The 22,810-nt window shown below is 54.3% G+C and carries 23 protein-coding genes, 2 tRNA genes and 4 other RNA genes; 16 read left to right on the forward strand and 13 right to left on the reverse strand.

Annotated features, from left to right (window positions below; translation table 11 throughout):
* The first annotated feature begins 132 nt into the window (after window positions 1-132).
* The 3 genes from ABIE02_RS02905 to ABIE02_RS02915 all read left to right on the forward strand — a co-directional run bounded on the left by ABIE02_RS02905 (window position 133) and on the right by ABIE02_RS02915 (window position 2,932).
* Window positions 133-1,059 (forward strand): Kdo(2)-lipid IV(A) acyltransferase, encoded by a 927-nt coding sequence (locus ABIE02_RS02905; RefSeq protein ID WP_032617512.1) that lies wholly within the window; start codon window positions 133-135, stop codon window positions 1,057-1,059.
* A 149-nt stretch (window positions 1,060-1,208) separates the two neighbouring features.
* The gene (gene mdtG / locus ABIE02_RS02910; protein ID WP_032617644.1) at window positions 1,209-2,459 is read left to right on the forward strand and encodes a multidrug efflux MFS transporter MdtG; all 1,251 of its coding nucleotides are present in this window, start codon (window positions 1,209-1,211) and stop codon (window positions 2,457-2,459) included.
* Window positions 2,460-2,557: 98 nt separating this feature from the next.
* Entirely contained in the window at window positions 2,558-2,932 is a 375-nt protein-coding gene (locus tag ABIE02_RS02915; protein ID WP_032617511.1) for a MysB family protein, read from the forward strand.
* Here the strand turns inward: ABIE02_RS02915 and ABIE02_RS02920 are convergent, their stop codons facing one another.
* The 3 genes from ABIE02_RS02920 to mdoG all read right to left on the reverse strand — a co-directional run bounded on the left by ABIE02_RS02920 (window position 2,933) and on the right by mdoG (window position 7,336).
* Window positions 2,933-3,160, reverse strand: coding sequence for a YceK/YidQ family lipoprotein (locus ABIE02_RS02920; RefSeq protein WP_032617510.1), 228 nt, complete (start codon window positions 3,158-3,160; stop codon window positions 2,933-2,935).
* Between the two features lie 119 nt (window positions 3,161-3,279).
* Window positions 3,280-5,808, reverse strand: a complete 2,529-nt coding sequence (mdoH, locus tag ABIE02_RS02925) for a glucans biosynthesis glucosyltransferase MdoH (protein WP_032617509.1) — start codon at window positions 5,806-5,808, stop codon at window positions 3,280-3,282.
* Window positions 5,801-7,336, reverse strand: a complete 1,536-nt coding sequence (gene mdoG, locus ABIE02_RS02930) for a glucans biosynthesis protein MdoG (RefSeq protein WP_127472146.1) — start codon at window positions 7,334-7,336, stop codon at window positions 5,801-5,803. The genes mdoH and mdoG overlap by 8 nt, the downstream gene beginning before the upstream one ends.
* 273 nt (window positions 7,337-7,609) lie before the next feature.
* Between mdoG and mdoC the strand changes: the two genes are divergently transcribed.
* Window positions 7,610-8,770, forward strand: a complete 1,161-nt coding sequence (mdoC, locus tag ABIE02_RS02935) for a glucans biosynthesis protein MdoC (protein ID WP_032617507.1) — start codon at window positions 7,610-7,612, stop codon at window positions 8,768-8,770.
* Window positions 8,771-8,804: 34 nt separating this feature from the next.
* On the opposite strand, the gene ABIE02_RS02940 is transcribed toward mdoC, so the two are convergent.
* The 5 genes from ABIE02_RS02940 to csgB all read right to left on the reverse strand — a co-directional run bounded on the left by ABIE02_RS02940 (window position 8,805) and on the right by csgB (window position 12,626).
* Window positions 8,805-10,289, reverse strand: coding sequence for a phospholipase D family protein (locus tag ABIE02_RS02940; protein ID WP_191968307.1), 1,485 nt, complete (start codon window positions 10,287-10,289; stop codon window positions 8,805-8,807).
* On the reverse strand, window positions 10,225-10,767 hold the full coding sequence (ymdB, locus tag ABIE02_RS02945) for an O-acetyl-ADP-ribose deacetylase (RefSeq protein WP_059308282.1): 543 nt from the start codon (window positions 10,765-10,767) through the stop codon (window positions 10,225-10,227). The genes ABIE02_RS02940 and ymdB overlap by 65 nt, the downstream gene beginning before the upstream one ends.
* Before the next feature lie 525 nt (window positions 10,768-11,292).
* On the reverse strand, window positions 11,293-11,619 hold the full coding sequence (gene csgC, locus ABIE02_RS02950) for a curli assembly chaperone CsgC (RefSeq protein ID WP_032617505.1): 327 nt from the start codon (window positions 11,617-11,619) through the stop codon (window positions 11,293-11,295).
* Window positions 11,620-11,679: 60 nt separating this feature from the next.
* Entirely contained in the window at window positions 11,680-12,135 is a 456-nt protein-coding gene (gene csgA / locus ABIE02_RS02955) for a curli major subunit CsgA (RefSeq protein ID WP_059308284.1), read from the reverse strand.
* A 41-nt stretch (window positions 12,136-12,176) separates the two neighbouring features.
* Entirely contained in the window at window positions 12,177-12,626 is a 450-nt protein-coding gene (gene csgB, locus ABIE02_RS02960; protein ID WP_032617502.1) for a curli minor subunit CsgB, read from the reverse strand.
* A gap of 747 nt (window positions 12,627-13,373) precedes the next feature.
* Between csgB and csgD the strand changes: the two genes are divergently transcribed.
* Genes csgD through csgG form a run of 4 tightly spaced genes read left to right on the forward strand, consistent with a single transcriptional unit; the run spans window position 13,374 to window position 15,708 of the window.
* Window positions 13,374-14,024 (forward strand): biofilm master transcriptional regulator CsgD, encoded by a 651-nt coding sequence (csgD, locus tag ABIE02_RS02965; protein ID WP_032617501.1) that lies wholly within the window; start codon window positions 13,374-13,376, stop codon window positions 14,022-14,024.
* 4 nt (window positions 14,025-14,028) lie between these two features.
* A complete protein-coding gene (gene csgE / locus ABIE02_RS02970; RefSeq protein WP_032617500.1) occupies window positions 14,029-14,418 on the forward strand; it encodes a curli production assembly/transport protein CsgE in 390 nt (129 codons plus the stop codon).
* A 13-nt stretch (window positions 14,419-14,431) separates the two neighbouring features.
* Window positions 14,432-14,848, forward strand: a complete 417-nt coding sequence (gene csgF, locus ABIE02_RS02975) for a curli production assembly/transport protein CsgF (protein WP_059308287.1) — start codon at window positions 14,432-14,434, stop codon at window positions 14,846-14,848.
* A 26-nt stretch (window positions 14,849-14,874) separates the two neighbouring features.
* Entirely contained in the window at window positions 14,875-15,708 is an 834-nt protein-coding gene (gene csgG, locus ABIE02_RS02980) for a curli production assembly/transport protein CsgG (protein ID WP_032617498.1), read from the forward strand.
* Between the two features lie 42 nt (window positions 15,709-15,750).
* Here csgG and ABIE02_RS02985 read toward each other — a convergent pair whose 3' ends face one another.
* From ABIE02_RS02985 to ghrA, 4 genes are all read right to left on the reverse strand, one after another.
* Entirely contained in the window at window positions 15,751-16,233 is a 483-nt protein-coding gene (locus tag ABIE02_RS02985; RefSeq protein ID WP_230431368.1) for a DUF1097 domain-containing protein, read from the reverse strand.
* A 96-nt stretch (window positions 16,234-16,329) separates the two neighbouring features.
* Window positions 16,330-16,884: a TorD/DmsD family molecular chaperone gene (locus tag ABIE02_RS02990; protein ID WP_032617497.1), complete on the reverse strand. Its 555-nt coding sequence runs from the start codon at window positions 16,882-16,884 to the stop codon at window positions 16,330-16,332.
* Window positions 16,885-16,904: 20 nt separating this feature from the next.
* Window positions 16,905-17,642: a phosphatase gene (locus ABIE02_RS02995; RefSeq protein ID WP_117386046.1), complete on the reverse strand. Its 738-nt coding sequence runs from the start codon at window positions 17,640-17,642 to the stop codon at window positions 16,905-16,907.
* A gap of 83 nt (window positions 17,643-17,725) precedes the next feature.
* Window positions 17,726-18,664, reverse strand: coding sequence for a glyoxylate/hydroxypyruvate reductase GhrA (gene ghrA, locus ABIE02_RS03000; protein WP_103792948.1), 939 nt, complete (start codon window positions 18,662-18,664; stop codon window positions 17,726-17,728).
* Window positions 18,665-18,892: 228 nt separating this feature from the next.
* On the opposite strand from ghrA, the gene ABIE02_RS03005 reads away from it, so the two are divergent.
* From ABIE02_RS03005 to ABIE02_RS03020, 4 genes are all read left to right on the forward strand, one after another.
* Window positions 18,893-18,980, forward strand: a tRNA-Ser gene (locus ABIE02_RS03005).
* Window positions 18,981-19,025: 45 nt separating this feature from the next.
* Window positions 19,026-19,164: non-coding RNA, RtT sRNA (locus ABIE02_RS03010), on the forward strand.
* A gap of 45 nt (window positions 19,165-19,209) precedes the next feature.
* Window positions 19,210-19,348: non-coding RNA, RtT sRNA (locus tag ABIE02_RS03015), on the forward strand.
* A gap of 45 nt (window positions 19,349-19,393) precedes the next feature.
* A non-coding RNA gene (locus ABIE02_RS03020) (RtT sRNA) lies at window positions 19,394-19,532 on the forward strand.
* Window positions 19,533-19,790: 258 nt separating this feature from the next.
* Here the strand turns inward: ABIE02_RS03020 and ABIE02_RS03025 are convergent.
* Window positions 19,791-20,696, reverse strand: a complete 906-nt coding sequence (locus tag ABIE02_RS03025) for a LysR family transcriptional regulator (protein ID WP_285125467.1) — start codon at window positions 20,694-20,696, stop codon at window positions 19,791-19,793.
* Window positions 20,697-20,806: 110 nt separating this feature from the next.
* Between ABIE02_RS03025 and ABIE02_RS03030 the strand changes: the two genes are divergently transcribed.
* The 4 genes from ABIE02_RS03030 to ABIE02_RS03045 all read left to right on the forward strand — a co-directional run bounded on the left by ABIE02_RS03030 (window position 20,807) and on the right by ABIE02_RS03045 (window position 22,783).
* On the forward strand, window positions 20,807-21,667 hold the full coding sequence (locus ABIE02_RS03030; RefSeq protein ID WP_164540107.1) for a pirin family protein: 861 nt from the start codon (window positions 20,807-20,809) through the stop codon (window positions 21,665-21,667).
* A gap of 20 nt (window positions 21,668-21,687) precedes the next feature.
* Window positions 21,688-22,365 (forward strand): isochorismatase family protein, encoded by a 678-nt coding sequence (locus ABIE02_RS03035; protein WP_336994754.1) that lies wholly within the window; start codon window positions 21,688-21,690, stop codon window positions 22,363-22,365.
* Between the two features lie 146 nt (window positions 22,366-22,511).
* Window positions 22,512-22,599: transfer RNA gene (locus ABIE02_RS03040), tRNA-Ser, on the forward strand.
* A gap of 45 nt (window positions 22,600-22,644) precedes the next feature.
* Window positions 22,645-22,783, forward strand: a non-coding RNA gene (locus ABIE02_RS03045) — RtT sRNA.
* The last annotated feature ends 27 nt before the right edge of the window (window positions 22,784-22,810 follow it).

The following is a 22,810-nucleotide window of genomic DNA, read 5'->3' on the forward strand; positions in this document are numbered from 1 at the left end:
TACATTTCTCACCTCAAAATGCGCAGAGCATAACAATTGCGGCTTCAATGAACATTTCGTTGCTATGCGTTTTGGATATGAAACGAATAATGCGACAATCTGCCGACAGGACGTATCAAAAACAGGAATGACATGACTCAATTACCTAAATTTTCCATTGCGCTATTACATCCTCGTTACTGGCTGACCTGGGCTGGCATCGGTTTATTATGGTTACTGGTGCATCTGCCCTATCCCGTGATCTACCGTCTTGGCTGCGGCATGGGTCGCCTGGCAATGCGCTTTATGTCACGCCGCGCCTACATTGCCCGACGCAATCTGGAACTCTGTTTCCCGCACATGAGCGAGCAAGAGCGTCACGAGATGGTAGTGAAGAATTTTGAATCCGTCGGCATGGGGCTGATGGAGACAGGCATGGCGTGGTTCTGGTCCGACAAACGCATGGCGCGCTGGACCGAAGTGACCGGCACCGGAATGGAGCCAGTGCATCAGCTTCAGGCGCAAAAAACGGGCGTACTGCTGATTGGCGTCCATTTTCTGACCCTTGAGATCGGCGCGCGGATGTTCGGCATGCAGGCTCCCGGCATCGGTGTCTATCGCCCGAACGATAATCCGGTGATCGACTGGCTGCAAACCTGGGGTCGGATGCGCTCCAACAAGAGCATGATCGACCGTAAAGACCTTAAGGGGATGATCCGGGCGCTGAAATCCGGCGAGGTGATCTGGTATGCGCCGGACCATGACTACGGCCCTGGTGCCAGCGTCTTTGTTCCGTTTTTTGCCGTTGATGAAGCGGCCACCACCACCGGCACCTGGACACTGGCCCGTTTGTCACAGGCAGCCATTGTCCCCTTCGTACCGCGCCGGAAGGCCAACGGTAAAGGCTATGAGCTGATGATGCTGGAACCTGAGTGTTCTCCGCCTCTGGACGATGCGATAACCACCGCGGCGTGGATGAATGAGGTGGTTGAGAAGTGCATCCTGCTGGCACCTGAACAGTATATGTGGCTGCACCGCCGGTTTAAAACCCGCCCTGAAGGGGTGCCTTCCCGCTATTAATGTCTTCTCCTGCGGCCTGACCGGCCGCATCTCCCCTTTGACGTATGATGCTTTCCCACATTGCAGCAACCATCACCCAGGCGCATAATTAGCAGGCTTATTAATTCCTTCAAATAATGATGCCGCTGCGCATCATAACGCGGGTAGCTATGTCTCCTTCAGAAACGCCAATAAACTGGAAGCGCAACCTTATCGTAGCCTGGCTGGGCTGCTTTCTTACGGGAGCCGCCTTTAGCCTGGTGATGCCTTTCCTGCCGCTGTATGTCGAACAGCTGGGCGTCAGCGGCCACAGCGCCCTTAACATGTGGTCCGGGCTGGTGTTCAGCATCACCTTCCTCTTCTCCGCCATCGCGTCGCCATTCTGGGGCGGGCTGGCGGATCGCAAAGGGCGTAAAATTATGCTCCTGCGTTCGGCGCTGGGCATGGCAATTATTATGTTGCTGATGGGGATGGCGCAAAACATCTGGCAGTTTCTGATCTTACGCGCCGTGCTGGGGCTACTGGGCGGATTTGTGCCCAATGCCAATGCGCTTATCGCCACGCAAATTCCCCGCAACAAAAGCGGTTGGGCGTTAGGAACGCTCTCCACCGGCGCTGTAAGCGGCGCCCTGCTCGGCCCGCTGGCCGGAGGATTACTGGCAGACAGCTACGGCCTGCGCCCGGTATTTTTCATCACGGCGGTCGTCCTGTTTGCCTGCTTCCTGCTGACCTTTTTTTGCATCCGGGAAAATTTCACCCCCGTACCCAAAAAAGAGATGCTGCACGCCCGTCAGGTGTTTGCCTCGCTGAAAAATCCCCGTCTGGTGCTCAGTCTGTTTGTCACCACCCTGATCATTCAGGTGGCAACCGGGTCCATTGCGCCGATCCTGACCCTGTACGTCCGTGACCTTGCGGGCCACGTCAGCAACATCGCCTTTATCAGCGGCCTAATCGCCTCGGTTCCTGGCGTGGCCGCCCTGATCAGCGCCCCGCGGCTGGGGAAACTGGGGGATCGCATCGGCCCGGAAAGGATCCTGATTGTCGCGCTGGTGATCTCCGTTCTGCTGCTTATCCCGATGTCCTTCGTGCAATCGCCGTGGCAACTGGGCGTGCTGCGCTTTTTACTCGGGGCAGCCGACGGTGCCCTGCTGCCCGCCGTACAGACCTTGCTGGTTTATAACTCCACCAACCAGATTGCCGGGCGTATCTTCAGCTATAACCAGTCGTTTCGTGATATCGGCAACGTCACCGGCCCGCTTCTCGGGGCCGGTATTGCTGCCAGCTACGGCTTTCGCGCAGTGTTTATTGTCACCGCCTGCGTGGTGATGTTTAACGCTTTTTACTCCTGGATCAGTTTGTCGCGCGCCGTCCGGCAGCCACGGGCTGTTGCTACGCCGGATAAGGTATCTGCGCCTGATTAAGACAACTCCGTGAATGCTTTTACGGCTTTCATACTTGCAATCATGGAGAATCAGCTATTCTTTCCCTGAACACCATGTCAAATCACAGGGAGACGCCGATGACTATGTTTGCCACTCTAGAGGAAGCGATTGATGCCGCGCGCGAGGAGTTCCTCGCTGATAATCCCGGCATTGAGGAAGATGACGCGAATATTGAGCAGCTCAATATTCAGAAATATGTCATGCAGGATGGGGACATTATGTGGCAGGCCGAATTCTTTGCCGATGACGGTGAAGATGGCGAATGCCTGCCGGTGCTGACCGGTGAAGCGGCCCAGGCAGTGTTTGATGGCGATTATGACGAGATTGAATTGCGTCAGGAGTGGCTTGAAGAGAACACCCTGCACGAATGGGATGAGGGTGAGTTTCAGCTCGAGCCGCCGCTGGATACCGAAGAGGGCCAAACTGCAGCGGATGAGTGGGATGAGCGTTAATTACTCATAGGGCCCATGATGAGCGTCGATGGGCAGTAGCAGGGTGTCGAAAACCAGCGAGAATGGCAGATCCAGCACCGTCAGGTAACGCCATGCGGAGTCGCGAACATCCCACTGCACGCCCGGGTAGTATTGATTGCCGTGTCCCTGTCCAGGGATGGTCCGGCTGATAATACTTCCGCAGCCGCTCAGTAATAGCGCCATCGTAATGACGATGAAAAATCGCATCCAGTACCTCCAAAGATAAAAATACCGGCTCGAGAGCCGGTATTTATTTGCCCCGCGACGCGTCGCCTGCACGGGCCTGCAGATTCACAGGCCAGTCAGGCATAGCGCCACTCTGCGTATTACTTCGCTTTTAACGCCTTCGGATTCATCTTCAATGTCTGGTAATAGTTCACCCATGAAGAGTATTTCTCCGGGGCAGACCAGACACGATAATGCAGGCGCGACATCGTTACCGGGTCGCTCAGCAGCACCAGACGACGATCGCGGTTCAGCTTCTCTGGCGTCTCGTTCAGCGCCTGTTCAACGTGACGATCGCGGGCGATCTCCAGCACGCGGCTGGCACGGTGACGGGCAGTCGCCATGGCGGTGGCCAGGGCGTTGAAGGACGGGTTAAACACCGCGTGCATAAACCCATCGTCCAGCGAACGGCTGCGGTTGAGTTCCAGATACTTGTCGGTATCCACCAGCACCTGTGGCGGAGAATACTCTTCCGGGATCAGGAACAGCTTCCAGCGTTTGGTGCGCAGCCCGATCGTTGAACGGCTGGAGAACACCGACACAAACGGCGACAGGATCAGCGAGAACACAATCGGTGCCAGCCAGAACAGGAAGCGCAGATCCAGCCACGCCATCCCGACTGCCCACACCAGGCCGAGCAGCATTTGCGAGCCGTGACGCATAAAGGCTTCACCCCATGGGGTGGAGTCATCATCACGCTGCGGCGAGTTCCAGACCACTTCCCAGCCAAGGAACGCGCTGACCACGAAAACGGTGTGGAACAGCATACGTACCGGTGCCAGCAGCACTGAGAACAGCACTTCCAGCAGCAGGGAGAGCGTTACGCGGAAGAAGCCGCCGTACTCTTTCGAGCCTTTACACCAGATCAGCACGATACTCAGCAGCTTCGGCAGGAACAGCAGCACCATTGTCGACGCAAAGAGCGCAATCGCCAGTTCAGGACGCCACTGCGGCCACACCGGGAACAGCTGACGCGGTTGCAGGAAGTACTGCGGCTCGGTCAGGGCGTGGACGACCTGCAACGCGGTCGACAGGGCCAGGAACATGAACCACAGCGGCGCGGAGAGATAGGACATCACGCCGGTCAGGAACACGGCACGGTGTACCGGGTGCATCCCTTTGACGAGGAACAGGCGGAAGTTCATCAGGTTGCCGTGACACCAGCGGCGGTCACGCTTCAGTTCATCCAGCAGGTTCGGCGGCAGCTCTTCATAAGATCCCGGCAGGTCGTAGGCAATCCACACCCCCCAACCGGCACGACGCATCAGCGCCGCTTCCACGAAGTCATGCGACAGAATCGAGCCAGCGAACGAGCCTTCACCCGGCAGCGGTGCCAGCGCACAGTGCTCGATGAACGGCTTCACGCGGATGATAGCGTTGTGCCCCCAGTAGTGGGACTCGCCCAACTGCCAGAAATGCAGACCGGCAGTAAACAGCGGCCCATATACGCGGGTTGCAAACTGCTGGCAGCGCGCATACAGCGTGTCCATGCCCGATGCTTTTGGCGAAGACTGGATGATCCCGGCATTCGGGTTGGCTTCCATCAGACGTACAAGGCCAGTCAGGCAGTCACCGGTCATCACCGAGTCGGCATCCAGCACCACCATATAGCTGTACTGATTGCCCCAGCGACGGCAGAAGTCATCGATGTTGCCGCTTTTACGCTTCACACGGCGACGGCGACGACGGTAGAAGATCTGCCCTTCGCCCTGCACTTCGGCGATCAGTTCCATCCAGGCTTTCTGTTCCGCCACGCAAATGTCGGGGTTGTAACTGTCACTCAGAATGTAAACATCGAAGTGTGCGGCGTTCCCGGTGGCCTTTACCGACTCCCAAGTGGCGCGCAGGCCAGCGAAGACACGATCCACGTCTTCGTTACAGATAGGCATGATCAGCGCAGTACGGTGCTCAGGATTGAGAGGTTCATCCCCCACCGTTGACGCAGAGATGCTGTATTTGTCCCGACCTATCAGCAGCTGTAAAAAGCCCATCAGCGCGGTCCAGAAACCGGCCGATACCCAACAGAAAAGGATGGCAAACAGCAGCAGGATGCCGCTTTGCAGCACATACGGCAGGATCTGCATAAACGAAACCAGCAGATCCTGGCCGAACATATCGGCCGGATTGATCAGCGCCCAGCCCTGGTAAGGCAGAATGGTTTTCATATACCAGGTGGCGACGACGGTCTGCGCGATGGTCAGCAGCAGCAAGATGTAGCGGCGGATGCTGCCGACGGTACGCCATTTTTCCTCACTGGCCTGTTGCTCTTTGGTCAGGCGGGAAAGATAGCGCGGGGTCACGTCACGGCCACGCAGGCGATCCCAGAAACGGCCTACCGGGTTGGTACGCCAGGGATCCGGGAACATAGAGGAACGCGTGGCTTTCGGCATGGCCTCAAGCTGGGTACGCCCTTCGTCATCGCGAATCAGCTGGCCTTCGGCCAGTGAGTCGGGCCAGGCCTGCTCAAGGCGGCTTTTAACCGAGCCAAGCGGGGTATCATCTTCACGGGTAAACGCGTGATGATCGGCATCCAACGCGGTATGCACCTCGCTGATGTCACCCTTCGGCAGTGCCGCCTTCTCGATATCGGTCAGCGGCATGGCATCGATATACTCAGTTATCTTATTCATTGGCAGGTAGCTGATAGCTCCAGGTTTCACTCAGCGGCTGGTCAGCGTTCACCAGGGCGGCGCGCATCTCAGTCGGTTGTTTCGCGTCTTTCAGTTTCACACGCAGGGTTAAACGCCAGCCTTTGGTGACCGGGTTATAACGCACGCTGTTTTCAACGATTTCACCGTTATCACCGATGCTCGCCTGCGCGGTGACCGGGGTCTCCGGCGCCAGTTTACTCATCTCCTGACCGGTGAAGTCCACCACGAAAGCGATAGTGCCATCCGGCTGACGGATCAGATTCGACTGTTTCACATCGCCGGTGGAACGGCGGGTCTGCAGCACATACGCGCTTTCTGGCGCATGCAGCTTGTCTTCGTCGCGGCTCATGGTGATGGAGTAGTTAAAGTTCATCTCTTTACCGGCTTCCGGCAGCTGATCCGGCGTCCAGTAAGCGACGATGTTGTCGTTGGTTTCGTCGTTGGTTGGGATCTCCACCAGCTCCACTTTACCTTTGCCCCACTCGCCTTTCGGGGTGATCCACGCGCTTGGACGCAGATCGTAACGATCGTCCAGATCTTCAAAGCGGGAGAACTGACGACCACGCTGCAGCAGGCCGAACCCTTGTGGGTTTTCCATGCTGAAGCTGCTTACCGCCAGGTGTTTCGGATTGTTCAGCGGACGCCAGATCCACTCGCCGTTTCCGGCCAGGATCGACAGACCGTTAGAATCATGCAGTTCCGGGCGGAAATTGGTGGCTGGTGACGGCTGGTTAGGCCCGAACAGGAACATACTGGTCAGCGGTGCCACGCCCAGTTTGCCCACTTTATCGCGCAGATAGACTTTAGACTGCACATCAACCACGGTGTCGCGGCCCGGAATGATGGTAAAGCGATAGGCACCGGTCGCACGAGGGGAGTCCAGCAGCGCATAGATGGTCAGGCGTTTGTCGGTCGGTTTTGGACGCTCAATCCAGAACTCGCGGAAACGAGGGAACTCTTCCCCGGAAGGCAGTGCGGTATCGATCGCCAGGCCACGTGCAGAGAGGCCATATACCTGGCCGCCGCCGATGACGCGGAAATAGCTTGCCCCCAGCATGCTGACAATTTCGTCGTTCTTATCTTTACTGTTAATGGGGTAAAGCACTTTAAAGCCCGCGAAGCCCAGGTCTTTTACGGTGTCTTTATCGTGTTGCACATTGCCGAAATTAAAATAGTCCGGGCTGTATTTGATTTTGCGTACCGCGTTGGATGTCACTTCATTAATGGTGACAGGCGTATCGAAGTACATCCCCTGATGATAAAACTCAAGCTTGAACGGGGTTTTAATCTTATTCCAGTACGCTTTATCGTGATTAAACTGGATCTGCTGATAGTCCGCATATTTCATATCGCGGAAAACGGAGGGCAAGTTACTTTTTGGCGCTTCGTACCCCTTACCTGCCATCGATTTTGCCTGTTTTGCGACGTCGTCGATGGTAAAGGCCAGGGCCGATGAGGTATACAGAGACAACAAGACGGCTGCCCCTAACCAACGCATTTTCATCATTTGTGGTTTATGTTTCATAATAAGTAAGCACTTCCCCCTTTGTGTGCTTATATCGATCCGATCCATTTTAATGGAAAATCAGGCATTCCGACAACATAATCACCGCTTTGTTCAGCGTGCTGGCTCAGGGAGTAAGCAAGTGAAAGTAACCCGTATTCACTTTGCGTGCTTATCCTGGAGACAGTCTGTCGGACTTCGTGTAGGGTTGGCCCCGAATGTAACCACTATTGGTCTTAGGGATAAGGCGATAAGTCTGAGAATGCATAACGCACTATGAGTACCGTACCCGCACAACGCGAATATTTCCTTGATTCTATTCGGGCCTGGCTCATGCTGCTGGGGATCCCGTTTCACATCTCCTTGATCTATTCGAGCCACGTCTGGCATGTCAATAGCGCCGAGTCCTCATGGTGGCTGACGCTGTTTAACGACTTTATTCACTCATTCCGAATGCAGGTCTTTTTTGTTATTTCGGGTTATTTTTCTTACATGCTGTTCTTGCGCTACCCGCTAAAGCGGTGGTGGAAAGTGCGCGTGGAGCGCGTTGGTATTCCGATGCTCACCGCCATTCCCCTGCTGACGCTGCCGCAATTCATCATGCTGCAATATGTCAAAGGCAAAGCGGACACCTGGCACACCCTGTCGCTGTACGAAAAATACAATACTCTTGCCTGGGAGCTGGTCTCGCATCTGTGGTTCCTGCTGGTGCTGGTGGTGATGACCACGGTTAGCCTGTGGGTGTTCAGCCGCATGCGCCACCGTCTTAGCACCCAATCAGGGACACTTCTCGCGGACATCACCTGGGGCAAACTGTCGGTCCTGTTTTTACTGCTGGGTATTGCCTATGCCGCCCTGCGCCGCACGCTGTTAATCGTTTATTCGCCGATCCTCAGCGATGGCCTGTTCAATTTTGTGGTCATGCAGACCCTCTTCTATCTGCCTTTCTTTGTTATTGGCGCCCTGGCGTTTGTCCATCCCAAACTGAAAGCCCTGTTCACCACGCCATCGCGCGGCTGCACCCTTGGCGCGGCACTGGCGTTTGTCGCCTATCTGCTGAATCAGCGTTATGGCAGCGGCGATGCATGGATGTATGAAACCGAAAGCGTGATTACTATGGTGTTGGGGCTGTGGATGGTAAATGTGGTCTTTGCGCTGGGACACCGCCTGCTGAACTTTAAATCCGCGCGCGTCACCTATTTTGTTAATGCGTCGTTGTTCATTTATCTGGTGCATCATCCGTTGACGCTGTTTTTCGGCGCCTACATCACGCCGCATATCAGCTCAAACCTGCTGGGCTTTATCGCCGGACTGGTGTTTGTGGTCGGGATCGCGATTGTGCTATATGAAATTCATCTGCGTATTCCGCTGCTGCGCTTTTTATTTTCCGGTAAACCGGCCAGCAAACCCGCCAACTCTCCGCAGACCACCAGCTAAACCTTTGTGCGCCGGTTACGCAACCGGCGCCGCTTTACAGAAGCCACTCTACAGGCAGCCAGTAGGCAAGCCGCACCAGCATCCGCTGCCAGAAGCGGGTTTTGGGTTCCTTTTTATGTACAATCTCCTCCCCATCCTTGCGCTCAATCCAGTTCAGACGCCCCAGCTTATCGAGCTTTAACTGCCAGGCCTCGTGACGCTGGCTGCGTACAAAACGGGTATGGATCAGTCGCGCCAGCACCTCGCTTTCTATAACGAAGCCCATTTCTGTGTTGAGCATGGTTGAACGGGGATCAAAATTCAGCGAACCAATAAACACCTTCTCGCCATCGATACTGAACGTCTTGGCATGCAGGCTGGAGCCGGAGTTACCGGTGATGCCGCGATCGTGGATGACCGGCACGCCATCCTGGGTCGGCTTAAGTTCATACAGCTCAATGCCGTGGCGTAACAGCTTCTTGCGCCAGCGGGCATAGCCAGCATGCACCACGGCGACATCGTTGGCCGCCAGCGAATTGGTCATGATGGCGACTTTTACCCCTTTGCGCACCATCTGCAGCAGGAGCGCTACCCCCGCCCGGGTCGGGACAAAATAGGCTGAAATAATTGCAATTTGCTCAACCGGCGAACCCATCACGTCCAGCAGGCGCTGGGGCAACAGCGAATGGCGCTTTGCCCGGCCCTGCCCTTTACGCGGATCGTCGCTAAGCAACCGGGTTTTAGCCCAGATCAACGGCAAATTACCGGCTTCCAGGCGGGTGATAAACTCGCTGGACTGGAGTTTATCCAGATAGCGGCGGGTGATATCGTCCCGATACCACTCTTCAGGCGGCTGTATTTTATCTTCGATCTCGGTTTCCGACAGTTCCAGCACCTGCTGGAGCGTGGAGACCGACGCACAGTTCCAGTAGCGTTCAAAGTCATCCGCCACATCCTTCACCACCGGGCCTGTTGCCATCACATCCAGATCGGAGAACAGCGGCTCCTCACCCGCCCCAAAATAGGCATCCCCGATGTTTCTGCCGCCAACAATAGTTACTTCCCCATCCACGGTAAAACTCTTGTTATGCATCCGCCGATTAAGGCGGGCAAAATCGGTGAGATAACCCAGGGCGCGCAGAGTGCGAAACGAGAAGGGATTAAACAGGCGTACAGAAAAATTGGGATGCGCGTCCAACAAGCGCAGGATGGCGTCCAGCCCCTGCGTGTTGTTGTCGTCTAACAGCAGGCGTACACGCACGCCGCGCATGGCGGCGGAGAGCAGCACGGAAAACAGCAGCCTTCCTGACATGTCGTCTTCCCAGATGTAGTACTGCACATCCAGGGTTTTTTCCGCCATCTCCGCCAGCCGGTAGCGGCAGGCGAATGCGTCCAGACTGTTATCAAGAGGGAGAAGTCCACAAAGGCCAGGATGTGCAGAACTGACCGGTGCAATAGCGCGTCCTAGTCGCGTGTTATGCGTCGGTTTCCTGTCCTCGTTGGGTAAGCAGTCGCTTGTATAGCCGGGCATTTTCTTCATCATAGCAGACAAAGTATACCCGCTCCGGCAGAGGCTTGCGGGTGAGATAATCCGAAACCGTATTAACGGCGATTTCCGCGGCGGCGGCGCGGGGATAACCGTACACGCCGGTGCTTATCGCCGGGAATGCCAGGGAGTGATAACCGTTGGCTGCCGCCAGGTTCAGGCTGTTGCGGTAGGCCTCTTCCAGAATGCGGGCTTCATGATGATCGCCCCCATGCCAGACGGGACCGACGGTATGGATCACCGCTTTGGCCGGCAAATCACCCGCCAGGGTAATGACCGCCTGGCCCGGCGCGCACTCGCCCTGCTGCTGACGCACCACCTTGCAGGCCTCAAGCAGGGCTGGCCCCGCTGCCCGGTGGATGGCGCCATCCACGCCGCCGCCCCCCATTAATGAGGGATTAGCGGCATTGACGATCACATCAACATGCAGGGTGGTGATATCACCCAGAAAAACTTCAATACGCGAGTTCATATTCAACCTCTGCTGACGTTTTTCTCTTAAGTGTATCGCAGAGGATGGGCCATGTAAGGCCTGTAAACAGAAAACCGCCCCGCCATGGTGGTAATCCACCCGAACGATAGCCCGCGATTTTTCAGGACTGGGGGGTATGTCATGGTGATGGCCACGCGATCCCCGAAGACCGCCGCGCCCTTTACGACATCGGAATCGCGCCGTTGACGGGTGCGCATTTTACTCTTCTGCGGGCAGGTCACGGAAATCGTCTGCGATGCAGGCGGAATGATGCAAGGCTCGTCGCGCCCCTTATCGGTAAAAGGGATACATTGCTGGGGTTAGCGAAGCGGCAGGGAGAGGATTTAAATAGACAGGATATCTGGCAAGACCACCGGGAGGAACTTCACTAAACATTATCCCTGCAGATGAAACAACAGGCCTTAAAACGGGCCGTCGACTGGCATCGGCGATGCCAGTAACATCAGACGCGAGTCAATTTCAGTAACATCAATCAATCCATAAACTTAAAGAATATTTCATCCCTTATGCTTTCGACGGCGGCCACTGTTGCGACAGATGCAGCGATTTACCGTCCGACACCGTGACTATGACATTTATCTTATCGTTGGGACCTGAGTTAAGGGTCATTCGGGAAAGATTGACCGTTTTATTAGCGGGTAACGAGACGGTATTTTGCTGCCGCGAAGTGCTTTGACCACCGGGGCCGCTGCGCGAGGTGAGAATTTGCACCTGACATAAACAGGGTTCCGTCACCGTGACCTGGGGAATAATGGTCAACATGTCGCCCTCAGTGGCCGTCTGAAAGGTGATCTGACTGCTAAGTGCAGCAAGCAATAAAAGTGTATTCATGATCTTCTCCCAAAAAAAAACAGGGCCTCAGCCCTGTTTTATCGTCGTACGGACGTCAGCTTAGTACTGGCCAGCAGTCACGGTGTTGCCGAAGCCAACCTGAGTGATGTTAGCAGTCGCGCCGTTCATAGTTTGATTCAGCTGGACGTCGTTACGACCACCAGACTGACGAACGTTAGCGGTGAGGTCACGACCACTCCACTGGCTGATAGTTGCCGAGTTACCCTGGCCTCTCTGGTTCAGATCGATTTCGCTGCTATCAGCGCCCTGTGACAGGTCAGCATCGTTACCGAAACCGCTCTGGCTAACGGTGATTTCAGACCCACGAGCGTCGCTTTGCAAAGCGTCTACGTTGTTACGACCACCGTACTGATAAACAGTCAGTGTTTCTGGGCTGATGTTATTACCACCGTTGTTGCCGCCGCCATGATTATTGCCCCATTGTGGAACGGAGCCAGCCATAGCACTGCCAGAAACCACGATTGCTGCAATTACTGCCACTTTTAAAAGTTTCATTGTAAAGCCCCCATCGGATTGATTAATTCGTCATCAAATAACTAGCGTTGGATAACGCGAATTGCCATTTGTGACTGTCTCTGTACTACAACTGCCGTTTTTTGCGTACCGTACTGCGTAATATTCGCTCTGTTACCAGAACCTTTCTGAATAATCATTGCGGTATTACCATATGCACCTTGATTAATACTCGCACTGTTCGAGTTCCCTTTTTGATCAATGTAGGCAAGGTTATAACTGCCTGATTGTTCAATGTTCGCCCGATTATTTCCGCCTTCCTGGGAAACGACAGATAACAATTTTGAGCCCTGCTGGAGAACAGTTGCGTTATTATTTACGCCCTGCTGTCCAATAATAGCGGCCTGGTTATAAGATGATTTACTCAATTCATTCACCGCAAAATTGTATTCTGAAGCTGCCAAATCAGAGCTAGCGAAAACAAATCCAGGTGCACCCAGTAATGTAAACATTAATAACAAACTGTTCTTCATGTTATCACCCTGGACCTGGTGGTAAAATAACTTGTGTTAACAAGGCTAAATATTTTGTTAACCCGGCGTTACGATGAAGAGTATGTCTGCCGAAACAATTTTAATATCTCACCCGCCAGTTGTATTTTTATTTTCCCCGTCACCCCAAAGTATTAAAAAAAATTAAACAGCGTGGCGATACAGCCATTTAACAGGCGACATTTAATGGCGAAAGCCGGGTTTTGGAAATGGATAGAAGAGAAAATCCTGATTTGCCGTTTCGCCTGACTTGCAGGTGCGCCATCACGATATATCCATGATAGCGTGACAAAGTGCGTGATTTCTTAAGACGTTTACACATTGTAAAAAGAGGCTTAGCGTTTTGACCTCGCTCATACCTTCCCGCTAATAACCTCAAAACTATAAATTATAGTAAAATCATTAAGATAATATAATTTGTATGATTTTTTAAATGTGTGCATCAATATCTTTGTGTACAACTTTATGATGAACTCTAAGCAATTCATGAACTCATTTTTTACAAGTTAATATTGATTTTTACATCTTGTTACACGTTTAACACTTGCTTTAAAAACCGTAATAGCTAGATTGAAAACAGAAGTTCGCAATTGTTTTTTTATTTTCCCTTACTTCGAGGGATATGGTCTTTCTTCTACACACAGCAGTGCCACATCTGTCAGTACTTCTGGTGCCCCCAATAATATTATTGGGGGCAGCTGCCAGGTGTTTCAAAAAAGGGGTTTCATCATGTTTAATGAAGTCCAAAGTTTTCATGGTCAGACATTATTGTTAGTGACCAAACCTTCTTTGCAGGCGACAGCCTTACTACAGCATTTAAAGCAGAGCCTTACATTGAGCGGGAAATTGCATAGTATTCAACGCTCTTTTGATGACATTACACCTGGCAGTATTATTCTTTTCGATATGATGGAAGCGGATAAAAAACTTATCCAATACTGGCAAGATATTTTAAGCAGAAAAAACAACAATATCCGTGTGTTATTGTTGAATACGCCTGAAGAGTATCCATTCAGAGATATTGAAAGCTGGCCGCATATCAACGGTGTCTTTTACGTCAACGAGGACGAGGCACGCGTAGTTGACGGCTTGCAGGGCGTTCTGCGTGGGGAATGCTACTTCTCGCAAAAACTCGCCAGCTACCTCATAACGCATTCCGGAAATTATCGCTATAACAGTTCAGAGTCTGCTTTGCTGACCCATCGCGAAAAAGAAATTCTGAATAAATTACGCATCGGAGCTTCAAATATTGAAATCGCCCGTTCGTTATTTATCAGCGAAAATACGGTAAAGACCCATCTTTATAATCTTTTCAAGAAGATAGCTGTTAAAAACCGGACGCAGGCGGTTTCATGGGCAAATGATAACCTCAGGCGTTAACAGTATGAAACGCACAACGAGTTGGATTGCCGCAGCAAGCTTTTGGCTTGCTGCCGGGAATCTGCATGCGGTTGAAGTAGAGATCCCAGGATTGTTAACCGATCACACTGTCTCGGCTGTTGGTCATGCTTTTTATCGTGGCTTCAGCGACAAATGGGAAAGTGACTATCCTGGGAACTTAACGATCAATGAACGGCCCAGTGCGCGATGGGGTAGCTGGATCACCATAACGGTGAATCAGGACGTTATTTTCCAGACCTTTTTATTCCCAACGAAAAGAGATCTGGATCAGAACGTAATCTTCGCTCTGGCTCAAACCGAAGAAGCAATAAATCGTCTGCAGATTGATAAAGCTCTGCTCAGTACCGGCGATTTAGCGCAAGACGAGTTTTAATTCGGAGGCATTCATGCGTGTTGTCTATGCAGTTATCGCTCTACTGCTCATTCCATCATTGAGCTGGGCCGGAAATATGACGTTCCAGTTCCGTAACCCTAACTTTGGGGGAAACCCTAATAACGGCTCTTTTCTTTTAAACTCGGCCCAGGCGCAAAACTCCTATAAGGACCCAAGCGCCGATGATGACTTCGGTATTGAGACCCCAAGCGCACTGGATAACTTTACCCAGGCGATCCAGGCCCAGGTTCTGGGCGGATTATTGACCAACATCAACACCGGTAAACCGGGCCGTATGGTGACCAGCGACTTTATTGTCGATATCGCCAATGCGGACGGACAAATGCAATTAAATGTCACAGACCGGAAAACGGGGAGAACCTCCACCATTCAGGTCGCTGGCTTGCAAAGCAATTCCACCGACTTTTAGACATAGTTGAGATAAGGACAATAATCATGCAGCGCTTTCTCATACTTGTTGCAGTGTGCTTATTGAGCGGTTGTTTAACTGCTCCCCCCAAACAGGCAGCAAAACCGACATTAATGCCTCGCGCCCAGAGCTATCGCGATCTGACCCAGTTACCGTTACCAACGGGTAAGATCTACGTGTCGGTATACAATATTCAGGATGAAACCGGTCAATTTAAACCTTATCCGGCAAGTAACTTCTCCACCGCAGTCCCGCAAAGCGCCACCGCGATGCTGGTCACGGCGTTAAAAGATTCTCGCTGGTTTATTCCTCTGGAACGTCAGGGGCTGCAAAACCTGCTCAACGAACGCAAAATTATTCGTGCAGCGCAGGATAACGGCACCGTGGCGATGAACAACCGTATTCCGTTGCACTCACTCACGGCGGCAAACGTCATGGTTGAAGGCTCGATTATCGGTTACGAAAGTAATGTGAAATCGGGGGGTGTGGGGGCGCGCTACTTCGGTATCGGCGGTGATACTCAGTACCAGCTTGACCAGATTGCAGTGAACCTGCGTGTGGTTAACGTGAGTACCGGGGAAATTTTATCCTCGGTCACCACCAGCAAAACCATTCTCTCGTACGAGGTTCAGGCCGGGGTGTTCCGCTTCATCGACTACCAACGACTGCTGGAAGGCGAAATCGGCTATACCTCTAACGAACCGGTGATGCTCTGCCTGATGTCGGCTATCGAAACCGGGGTCATCTTCCTGATTAACGACGGTATCGATCGCGGTCTGTGGGATCTGCAAAACAAAAACGAAGTGAAAAACGATGTTCTGGTGAAATACCGCGAAATGTCATCGCCGCCAGAATCCTGATAGAAAGCGCATTAAAAAGGCGAGACCCTGGTCTCGCCTTTTTTATTTGCTTAACGCCGTGACGTTTCGCGCGCTGTGTTTGCGCGCCGCCAGCCACAGTCCGCTGTTTTTCATGGCATAGCCAAACACCAGCCCTAACGCCAGCGAAGGCACCACCAGCCGCCAGTCACCCTGCCCTGCAAAAGTGGCGCAAGCACCCATAAAGGTGCCAGGCACAAACGACAGCAGAAGATGCTTTGCCTGGATGCACATCAAAAACGCCACCACGCCGGTCATGACGTAGCCGACGATCTCCAGATGGGGTGCCAGCGCGCTGCCGTGGATGATGATCATCGCCCACGCTACGCCGCTCATCAGCGTACATGCAGAGATAAACAGCCCCTTCACGCCACCCTGCGGGCAGGCGAAATAGGCGGTACAGCCCAGAAAGCCCGCCCAGCTCAGGAGTCCGAGGGAGACGGCAACCCAACCCCATATCCCGGAGAGGATGCCTGTCGTGATTGCAATAGAAAGTAGTATGTTCATGGCGCGCATCTTAGCAGATACGCGGCCATGAAATGAGATCAGGAACACAAAATATGCAAATTGAGATTTGCTGTTACATTCAGAAAGTGATCCAGATCACTCTTCGTTCTCTTCCTGCAGTTCGTCCCACATAGCGGCAATGGCGTCACGGGTCAGCGGTGCCATGGTTCGCCAGAATGGCGAGGTGGCATGAGCCTCGACCTTGCCGAGAAACGCCCCGCACCAGGGTAAAATATACTCACCGAAAAGGGTTTCCAGCGCCTCGTTTTCGTCTTCTGCCGCGTGGTCTTCAATCCAGGAAGCCGCCAGCAACAGCGTGCCAATATGGTCGGCCGGGGTATCCGTCAGCGGCATACCGCGTGAAGAGAGAAACGCACGCACTTCGGCTTCGGTTGCGCCCTCTTCCCAGGCGGAGCGATAAGGCGACACGCGACACTCTTCGCCAACAAAGAGCGCGTTGTAATCAGCTGAAATCTGCTGCATGTCGCAGCTGTTTTGCAGACGTTGCAGCAGCTCATCCTGCTCAAGTGGCCAGCTTTCGGCCAGCTTGCCTTCGCGGACCAGGGTAAATAGCGGCACCAGCAGCGGATCCTGCGGCTGGCGATAATAAAGGGAACCCAGTACGCGACAGAGGATGGAAAACTCGTTCATTTATTTAGTCCATTACACAGTTAAAATTCAGCAAATTCGGGAATCGGTGCCATGCCACGCGACGCCAGAAAATCAAGTAAACGACGAGGCGTTACGTTCAGAATGCGCTCTTCAGGGAAGCCCACCGCATCGAGGATCTTAAGGCACTCGCTAAAATCACCCAGCGTAAAGGCCGTGTGGGAATCCGAACCCAGCGCCACGTAGCCACCGGCGTCACGCACCGCAGCCGCGACTTCACGGCAGTTGGCTTCACTGCCTTTGCGGGAGTGAATAAACGAAGAGTTGTTGATCTCCAGCGCCACGGAATGCTCAGCCGCCGCCCGGGCGACAGCCTGAATGTCGATAGGGTATTTCGGGTTACCCGGATGGCTGATGATATGCACGTTGCCGCTGGCGATGGTAGCAATCATCGCCTCGGTATTGGTAGCTTTGTCCTGCGGAGCAAATACCGGCTCATGAAAACCGGCAAGGATCAGATCCAGCGAGGTCAGCATCGGGCCGGTACAGTCAATCTCACCCTGGGTGTTTTTGATGTTGGCCTCAATGCCGCGCAGGATCCCTACGCCATCCACCACCCGCGGCCAGATGCGCATATTCACAAAGTGCCAGTAGTGCGGAGCATCTGCCATATCCGGGCCATGATCGGTGATCGCAAAGAGTTTAATGTTCTTTAGCTTTGCCTGGGTGATGTAGTCATGAAGATTGCTGTAGGCGTGAGTACTGGCAACGGTGTGCATATGCAGGTCAACGGGGTACATCGTTCTCTCCTCTCGTGTTTCCCAAAGGATAGCAGTTATCCCAGGCGTTTATTAGCAAAAACCCGGCGATGGCCGGGTTTGACTCAGTAACCGCGCTGCCTGTCGACCTGCCCGGTGACCGGCTCGCCTTTTTCCAACTGAGTGATGGTGCGCGCGATATAAGCCACGGCTTCGGCCGGACGCGTTACCGCCGCCACGTGCGGCGTCATCGCCACCCGCGGGTGCGCCCATAAAGGGTTGTCGGCGGGCAGCGGCTCTTTACTGTAGACATCGAGCATCGCGCCTTTGAGCTTGCCGCGCTCCAGCGCCGCCAGCAGATCGGCCTCCACCACATGAACGCCGCGGGCAAGATTCATCAGGTAGCTATTATCTGCCAGCTGATTCAGCAGGCTGCTATTGATAATCCCCACGGTCTCCGCCGTGTTCGGCAGAAGGTTAATCAGCACGCGCGTGCCCTGTAAAAATTGCGGCAGTTCATCCATACCGGCAAAGCTGGTGACACCCGGATAGTCTTTGCGCGTCCGGCTCCAGCAGCGAAGCGGGAAGCCCCAGGGTGCCAGCGCCTCGGCCACCTTCGACCCCAGCACCCCTGCCCCGAGGATACCGATGGTGAAATCTTCACGCTGATAATCGGCCAGCGGCTCCCAGCGCGCCTGCTGTTTTAACGCCTGATAGTCGTCAAACCGGCGGAACCAGTGCAGTACCTGACTGGTGGCGTACTCCTGCATCTGCTGCCCCATCCCCGTATCTTCAAGACGAAACAGAGGAATGGATTCTGCCAGCATCTCCGGGTGCGCCTTGAGCTTGCTGAGGATCGAATCCACCCCAGCTCCCAGGGCGAAGACCGCTTTCAGTTTACGCCCTTGCAGCATTTCTACCGGAGGATGCCACACCAGGGCATAATCCGCCGGGTCATTATCGCCGCGTTTCCACTCACGAACTCGTGCGCCCGGCAGCGCCGCCGAAAGCGTTTTTATCCAGTAAGCGTTATCAAATGTCGGGTGGTAAAAAATGATGTCCATTGCGATTGCCTTCTGTTGCGCTGTTTTACGTTCATTTTCAACTGCATCGCAGCATAACAAAATTTGTGCCCTTGGTCGTTGTAGATAAAAGAGGCACTTTCAGCACATTAAGAAATCAGGTTGGTTGAAGTTTGTCTCAACGCGCTAATTTACTGAAAAAGTTGATTGACGTCCGTAAGGCTTTTCCTTACATTAGCGCCCGTCCCAGCAACAACGGGATAACAATATGGTGAGGTGTCCGAGTGGCTGAAGGAGCACGCCTGGAAAGTGTGTATACGGCAACGTATCGAGGGTTCGAATCCCTCCCTCACCGCCATATTTAAAGAAGAGCTCGCATGAAAATGCGGGCTTTTTTTTCGCATGTAGCACGCCTGCGGGAGGGATGAGAACCCTCGACTGAGGGTTCGACAACGGGCGACAGCCAGTTGGACAGACCATGAACGCAGTGAGTGGGCTGCCCGCAGGGCGAGCGAAGCGAGTCAATCCCTCCCTCACCGCCATATTTAAGATAAGAGCTCGTACGAAAGTACGGGCTTTTTTCGTTTATATTCTCCCGAAAGGGAGGGATGAGAATCCTTGACCGAGGGTTCGACAACGGGCGACAGCCAGTTGGACAGACCACGAACGCAGTGAGTGGGCTGCCCGAAGGGCGAGCGCAGCGAGTCAATCCCTCCCTCACCGCCATATTCAAGATGAGAGCTCGTACGAAAGTACGGGCTTTTTTCGTTTATATTCTCCCGAAAGGGAGGAATGAGAACCCTCGACTGAGGGTTCGACAACGGGCGACAGCCAGTTGGACAGACCACGAACGCAGTGAGTGGGCTGCCCGTAGGGCGAGCGCAGCGAGTCAATCCCTCCCTCACCGCCATATTCAACATGAGAGCGCGTACGAAAGTACGGGCTTTTTTCGTTTATATTTTCCCGAAAGGGAGGGATGAGAGCCCTCGACCGAGGGTTCGACAACTGGCTACGGCCAGTTGGACAGTCTAAGAGCGCAGCGAACAGGCTGCCCGTAGGGCGAGCGAAGCGAGTCCATCCCTCCCGGTGCTTAATGCGACACCGTGCGGTCTGGGCCCCTCACCCTAAACCTTTGCCCAAGGGAGAGGGAACAAAGCGCCACCAGGCCTCACTCCTCCACCATCCTCGCATATTCCTCAGTCAAAAAATCCACCAGCGTTCTCACCGAAGGTAACAGCCCACGCCGGGAAGGATAGACCGCATGAATAACCTCCCTGCGCGGCTCCCATGCCTCAAGCACTTTAACTAACTCCCCGGACGCCAGCTGCTCCTTGACCATCAAAATCGGCAACTGCACAAGACCCACCCCAGCCATGGCGGCCTCTCGCAGTGCCAGCATGTCGGTGGTGATCAGACGCGGTTGAAAATGGATCTCCGCTTTGGCCCCTTCCGGCCCGCTCAGCGCCCACTTATGAACTTGTTTCCCCTCCCCCAGGCTCAGGCCGGGCCAGGCGCTCAGTTCAGACGGCGCACGCGGCGTTCCCAGCCGGGTAAGCAACTGCGGTGCCGCCACCAGACAATGGCCTCTGTCGGCAAGCACCCGCAAAACCAGATCGCTGTCGTCAAACGGACGCGGGCGAACGCGGATCGCCACATCAATCCCCTCGGCCACCAGATCCACCCGCCGGTTGGTCGCCTCCAGCTGCAGATTAATACCGGGATAGCGCGCCATAAACCTCGCCAGCATCGGTCCGACATGCACATGCAGGAGCGTCACCGGACAGGTGATCCTGACCACGCCGCGGGGTTCCGCCTGCAATGCCGCAACGGCCTCTTCTGCCGCTTCGGCTTCTACCAGCATCGCCTTACAGTGCTGATAGAAGGTATGCCCCACCTCCGTGACCGTAAACTGACGGGTGGTACGCTGGATCAAGCGCACGCCGAGCCGCGTCTCAAGCTGCGCAATCCGACGGCTTAGTTTCGATTTAGGCTGATCCAGCGCCCGGCCCGCCGCCGCGAAGCCACCGTGATCCACCACTTTCACAAACCACACGAAATCATTCAGATCCTGCATAACGCCCTCATAGTTCCATATCAGGAACAGTGCATGTCATTTTCACCGTCTACCGGGATATTAAGCCTGAATATAAGCTAATTACATCGACAGAACATCAGGAGAAGAGGATGAAAAACGTAACAGGTATTTATACCGCACCCCGCCAGCACTGGGTTGGCGACGGTTTCCCGGTGCGTTCGATGTTTTCTTACCAGACCCACGGCGAGCCCCTTAGCCCGTTTTTACTGCTGGACTACGCCGGGCCGTACAGCTTCCCGCCAGATGGGGCAAAACGCGGCGTGGGCGAGCATCCCCACCGCGGCTTTGAGACGGTCACGATTGTCTATTCCGGCGAGGTGGAACACCGCGACTCGACGGGTAAAGGCGGCGTGATTGGCCCGGGCGATGTGCAGTGGATGACAGCTGGCTCCGGCATTCTGCATGAGGAGTTCCACTCCAGCGCCTTTGCACAGCAGGGTGGCGAGCTAAAAATGATGCAGCTGTGGGTCAATCTGCCCGCCAAAGACAAGATGGCGACGCCGGGCTACCAGAGCATCACCAAAAGCCAGATCCCGGTGCTGACATTACCCGACAACCGCGGTGAACTGCGGGTGATCGCCGGACGTTACGAGGAGGTCACCGGCCCGGCGCAGACTCACTCTCCGCTGAACCTGTGGGATATCACCCTGCGTCAGGGCAGCCTTCTGACGCTCACTCAGCCTGAAGGCTGGAGCACGGCGCTGGTCGTGCTGGAAGGCAGCGTGACGGTGAACGGCTCCGCCCAGGCGGGTGAAGCGCAGCTTGTCGTGCTGAGTCAGGAAGGCGAGAAGCTGCATCTGGAGGCCAGCAGCGACGCCAAAGTGCTGATGATGGCCGGAGAATCCCTGAATGAACCCATCGTCGGCTACGGCCCGTTCGTGATGAACAGTAAAACCGAAATTGCAGAAGCTATTCGCGATTTCAATTCCGGCCGCTTCGGCCAGATCTGAACGTAATAAAGGAGAGAACCATGTCGACCCCAGCTAACTTTAGCGGTGCGCGTCCAGTTATTGATGTGAATGATGCTGTGATGCTTCTGATCGACCACCAGAGCGGGCTGTTCCAGACCGTTGGTGACATGCCAATGCCGGAGCTGCGCGCCCGCGCCGCGGCGCTGGCCAAAATTGCCAGTCTGGCGAATATCCCGGTGATCACCACCGCCTCCGTACCGCAAGGGCCAAACGGCCCGCTGATCCCGGAGATCCACGCTAATGCCCCGCATGCGCAGTATGTGGCGCGCAAAGGCGAGATTAACGCCTGGGATAACCCGGAGTTCGTGGCAGCTGTGAAGGCGACCGGGCGCAAGACGCTTATTATTGCTGGCACCATCACCAGCGTCTGCATGGCCTTCCCGTCGATCAGCGCGGTGGCTGACGGCTATAAAGTCTTTGCCGTGATTGACGCTTCAGGCACCTACAGCAAAATGGCGCAGGAGATCACCCTGGCGCGTGTGGTGCAGGCAGGCGTTGTGCCCATGGATACCGCAGCCGTGGCCTCGGAAATCCAGCGCACCTGGAATCGTGATGATGCCGCCCAGTGGGCGGAAGTCTACACACACATTTTCCCGGCATATCAGTTGCTCATGGAAAGCTACGGCAAGGCGCAAGAGGTGATGAAGAACAGCGAAGCGCTCGATTCACAGCGTTAATGGTTCGCTCCATGGCCTGAAAACCGTGGAGCTGATTATTGCTTAACCGAACGCGCATTAATGCAGAAAATCTGCTTGACCGATTTAGCCTGACTCCCTATAGTAGCGCCCCGTTGCCCCCGAGAGGAAAGGCAGCAAAACAATATGGTGAGGTGTCCGAGTGGCTGAAGGAGCACGCCTGGAAAGTGTGTATACGGCAACGTATCGAGGGTTCGAATCCCTCCCTCACCGCCATATTCAAGATAAGAGCTCGTACGAAAGTACGGGCTTTTTTCGTTTATATTCTCCCGAAAGGGAGGGATGAGAACCCTCGACTGAGGGTTCGACAACTGGCGATAGCCAGTTGGACAGCCTGAGAGCGCAGCGAACAGGCTGCCCGCAGGGCGAGCGCAGCGAGTCCATCCCTCCCTCACCGCCATATTTAAAGAAGAGCTCGCATGAAAAT

Source organism: Leclercia sp. 1548 (genome assembly GCF_050435045.1).
Classification (GTDB): Bacteria; Pseudomonadota; Gammaproteobacteria; order Enterobacterales; family Enterobacteriaceae; genus Enterobacter; species Enterobacter adecarboxylatus.

What these genes read in the sequence shown, in the direction of transcription:
- ABIE02_RS02905 (WP_032617512.1), top strand. Translation starts at nt 133, where the DNA reads ATGACTCAATTACCTAAATTTTCCATTGCGCTATTACATCCTCGTTAC.
- mdtG (WP_032617644.1), top strand. Translation starts at nt 1,209, where the DNA reads ATGTCTCCTTCAGAAACGCCAATAAACTGGAAGCGCAACCTTATCGTA.
- ABIE02_RS02915 (WP_032617511.1), top strand. Translation starts at nt 2,558, where the DNA reads ATGACTATGTTTGCCACTCTAGAGGAAGCGATTGATGCCGCGCGCGAG.
- ABIE02_RS02920 (WP_032617510.1), bottom strand. Translation starts at nt 3,160, where the DNA reads ATGCGATTTTTCATCGTCATTACGATGGCGCTATTACTGAGCGGCTGC.
- mdoH (WP_032617509.1), bottom strand. Translation starts at nt 5,808, where the DNA reads ATGAATAAGATAACTGAGTATATCGATGCCATGCCGCTGACCGATATC.
- mdoG (WP_127472146.1), bottom strand. Translation starts at nt 7,336, where the DNA reads ATGATGAAAATGCGTTGGTTAGGGGCAGCCGTCTTGTTGTCTCTGTAT.
- mdoC (WP_032617507.1), top strand. Translation starts at nt 7,610, where the DNA reads ATGAGTACCGTACCCGCACAACGCGAATATTTCCTTGATTCTATTCGG.
- ABIE02_RS02940 (WP_191968307.1), bottom strand. Translation starts at nt 10,289, where the DNA reads ATGAAGAAAATGCCCGGCTATACAAGCGACTGCTTACCCAACGAGGAC.
- ymdB (WP_059308282.1), bottom strand. Translation starts at nt 10,767, where the DNA reads ATGAACTCGCGTATTGAAGTTTTTCTGGGTGATATCACCACCCTGCAT.
- csgC (WP_032617505.1), bottom strand. Translation starts at nt 11,619, where the DNA reads ATGAATACACTTTTATTGCTTGCTGCACTTAGCAGTCAGATCACCTTT.
- csgA (WP_059308284.1), bottom strand. Translation starts at nt 12,135, where the DNA reads ATGAAACTTTTAAAAGTGGCAGTAATTGCAGCAATCGTGGTTTCTGGC.
- csgB (WP_032617502.1), bottom strand. Translation starts at nt 12,626, where the DNA reads ATGAAGAACAGTTTGTTATTAATGTTTACATTACTGGGTGCACCTGGA.
- csgD (WP_032617501.1), top strand. Translation starts at nt 13,374, where the DNA reads ATGTTTAATGAAGTCCAAAGTTTTCATGGTCAGACATTATTGTTAGTG.
- csgE (WP_032617500.1), top strand. Translation starts at nt 14,029, where the DNA reads ATGAAACGCACAACGAGTTGGATTGCCGCAGCAAGCTTTTGGCTTGCT.
- csgF (WP_059308287.1), top strand. Translation starts at nt 14,432, where the DNA reads ATGCGTGTTGTCTATGCAGTTATCGCTCTACTGCTCATTCCATCATTG.
- csgG (WP_032617498.1), top strand. Translation starts at nt 14,875, where the DNA reads ATGCAGCGCTTTCTCATACTTGTTGCAGTGTGCTTATTGAGCGGTTGT.
- ABIE02_RS02985 (WP_230431368.1), bottom strand. Translation starts at nt 16,233, where the DNA reads ATGAACATACTACTTTCTATTGCAATCACGACAGGCATCCTCTCCGGG.
- ABIE02_RS02990 (WP_032617497.1), bottom strand. Translation starts at nt 16,884, where the DNA reads ATGAACGAGTTTTCCATCCTCTGTCGCGTACTGGGTTCCCTTTATTAT.
- ABIE02_RS02995 (WP_117386046.1), bottom strand. Translation starts at nt 17,642, where the DNA reads ATGTACCCCGTTGACCTGCATATGCACACCGTTGCCAGTACTCACGCC.
- ghrA (WP_103792948.1), bottom strand. Translation starts at nt 18,664, where the DNA reads ATGGACATCATTTTTTACCACCCGACATTTGATAACGCTTACTGGATA.
- ABIE02_RS03025 (WP_285125467.1), bottom strand. Translation starts at nt 20,696, where the DNA reads ATGCAGGATCTGAATGATTTCGTGTGGTTTGTGAAAGTGGTGGATCAC.
- ABIE02_RS03030 (WP_164540107.1), top strand. Translation starts at nt 20,807, where the DNA reads ATGAAAAACGTAACAGGTATTTATACCGCACCCCGCCAGCACTGGGTT.
- ABIE02_RS03035 (WP_336994754.1), top strand. Translation starts at nt 21,688, where the DNA reads ATGTCGACCCCAGCTAACTTTAGCGGTGCGCGTCCAGTTATTGATGTG.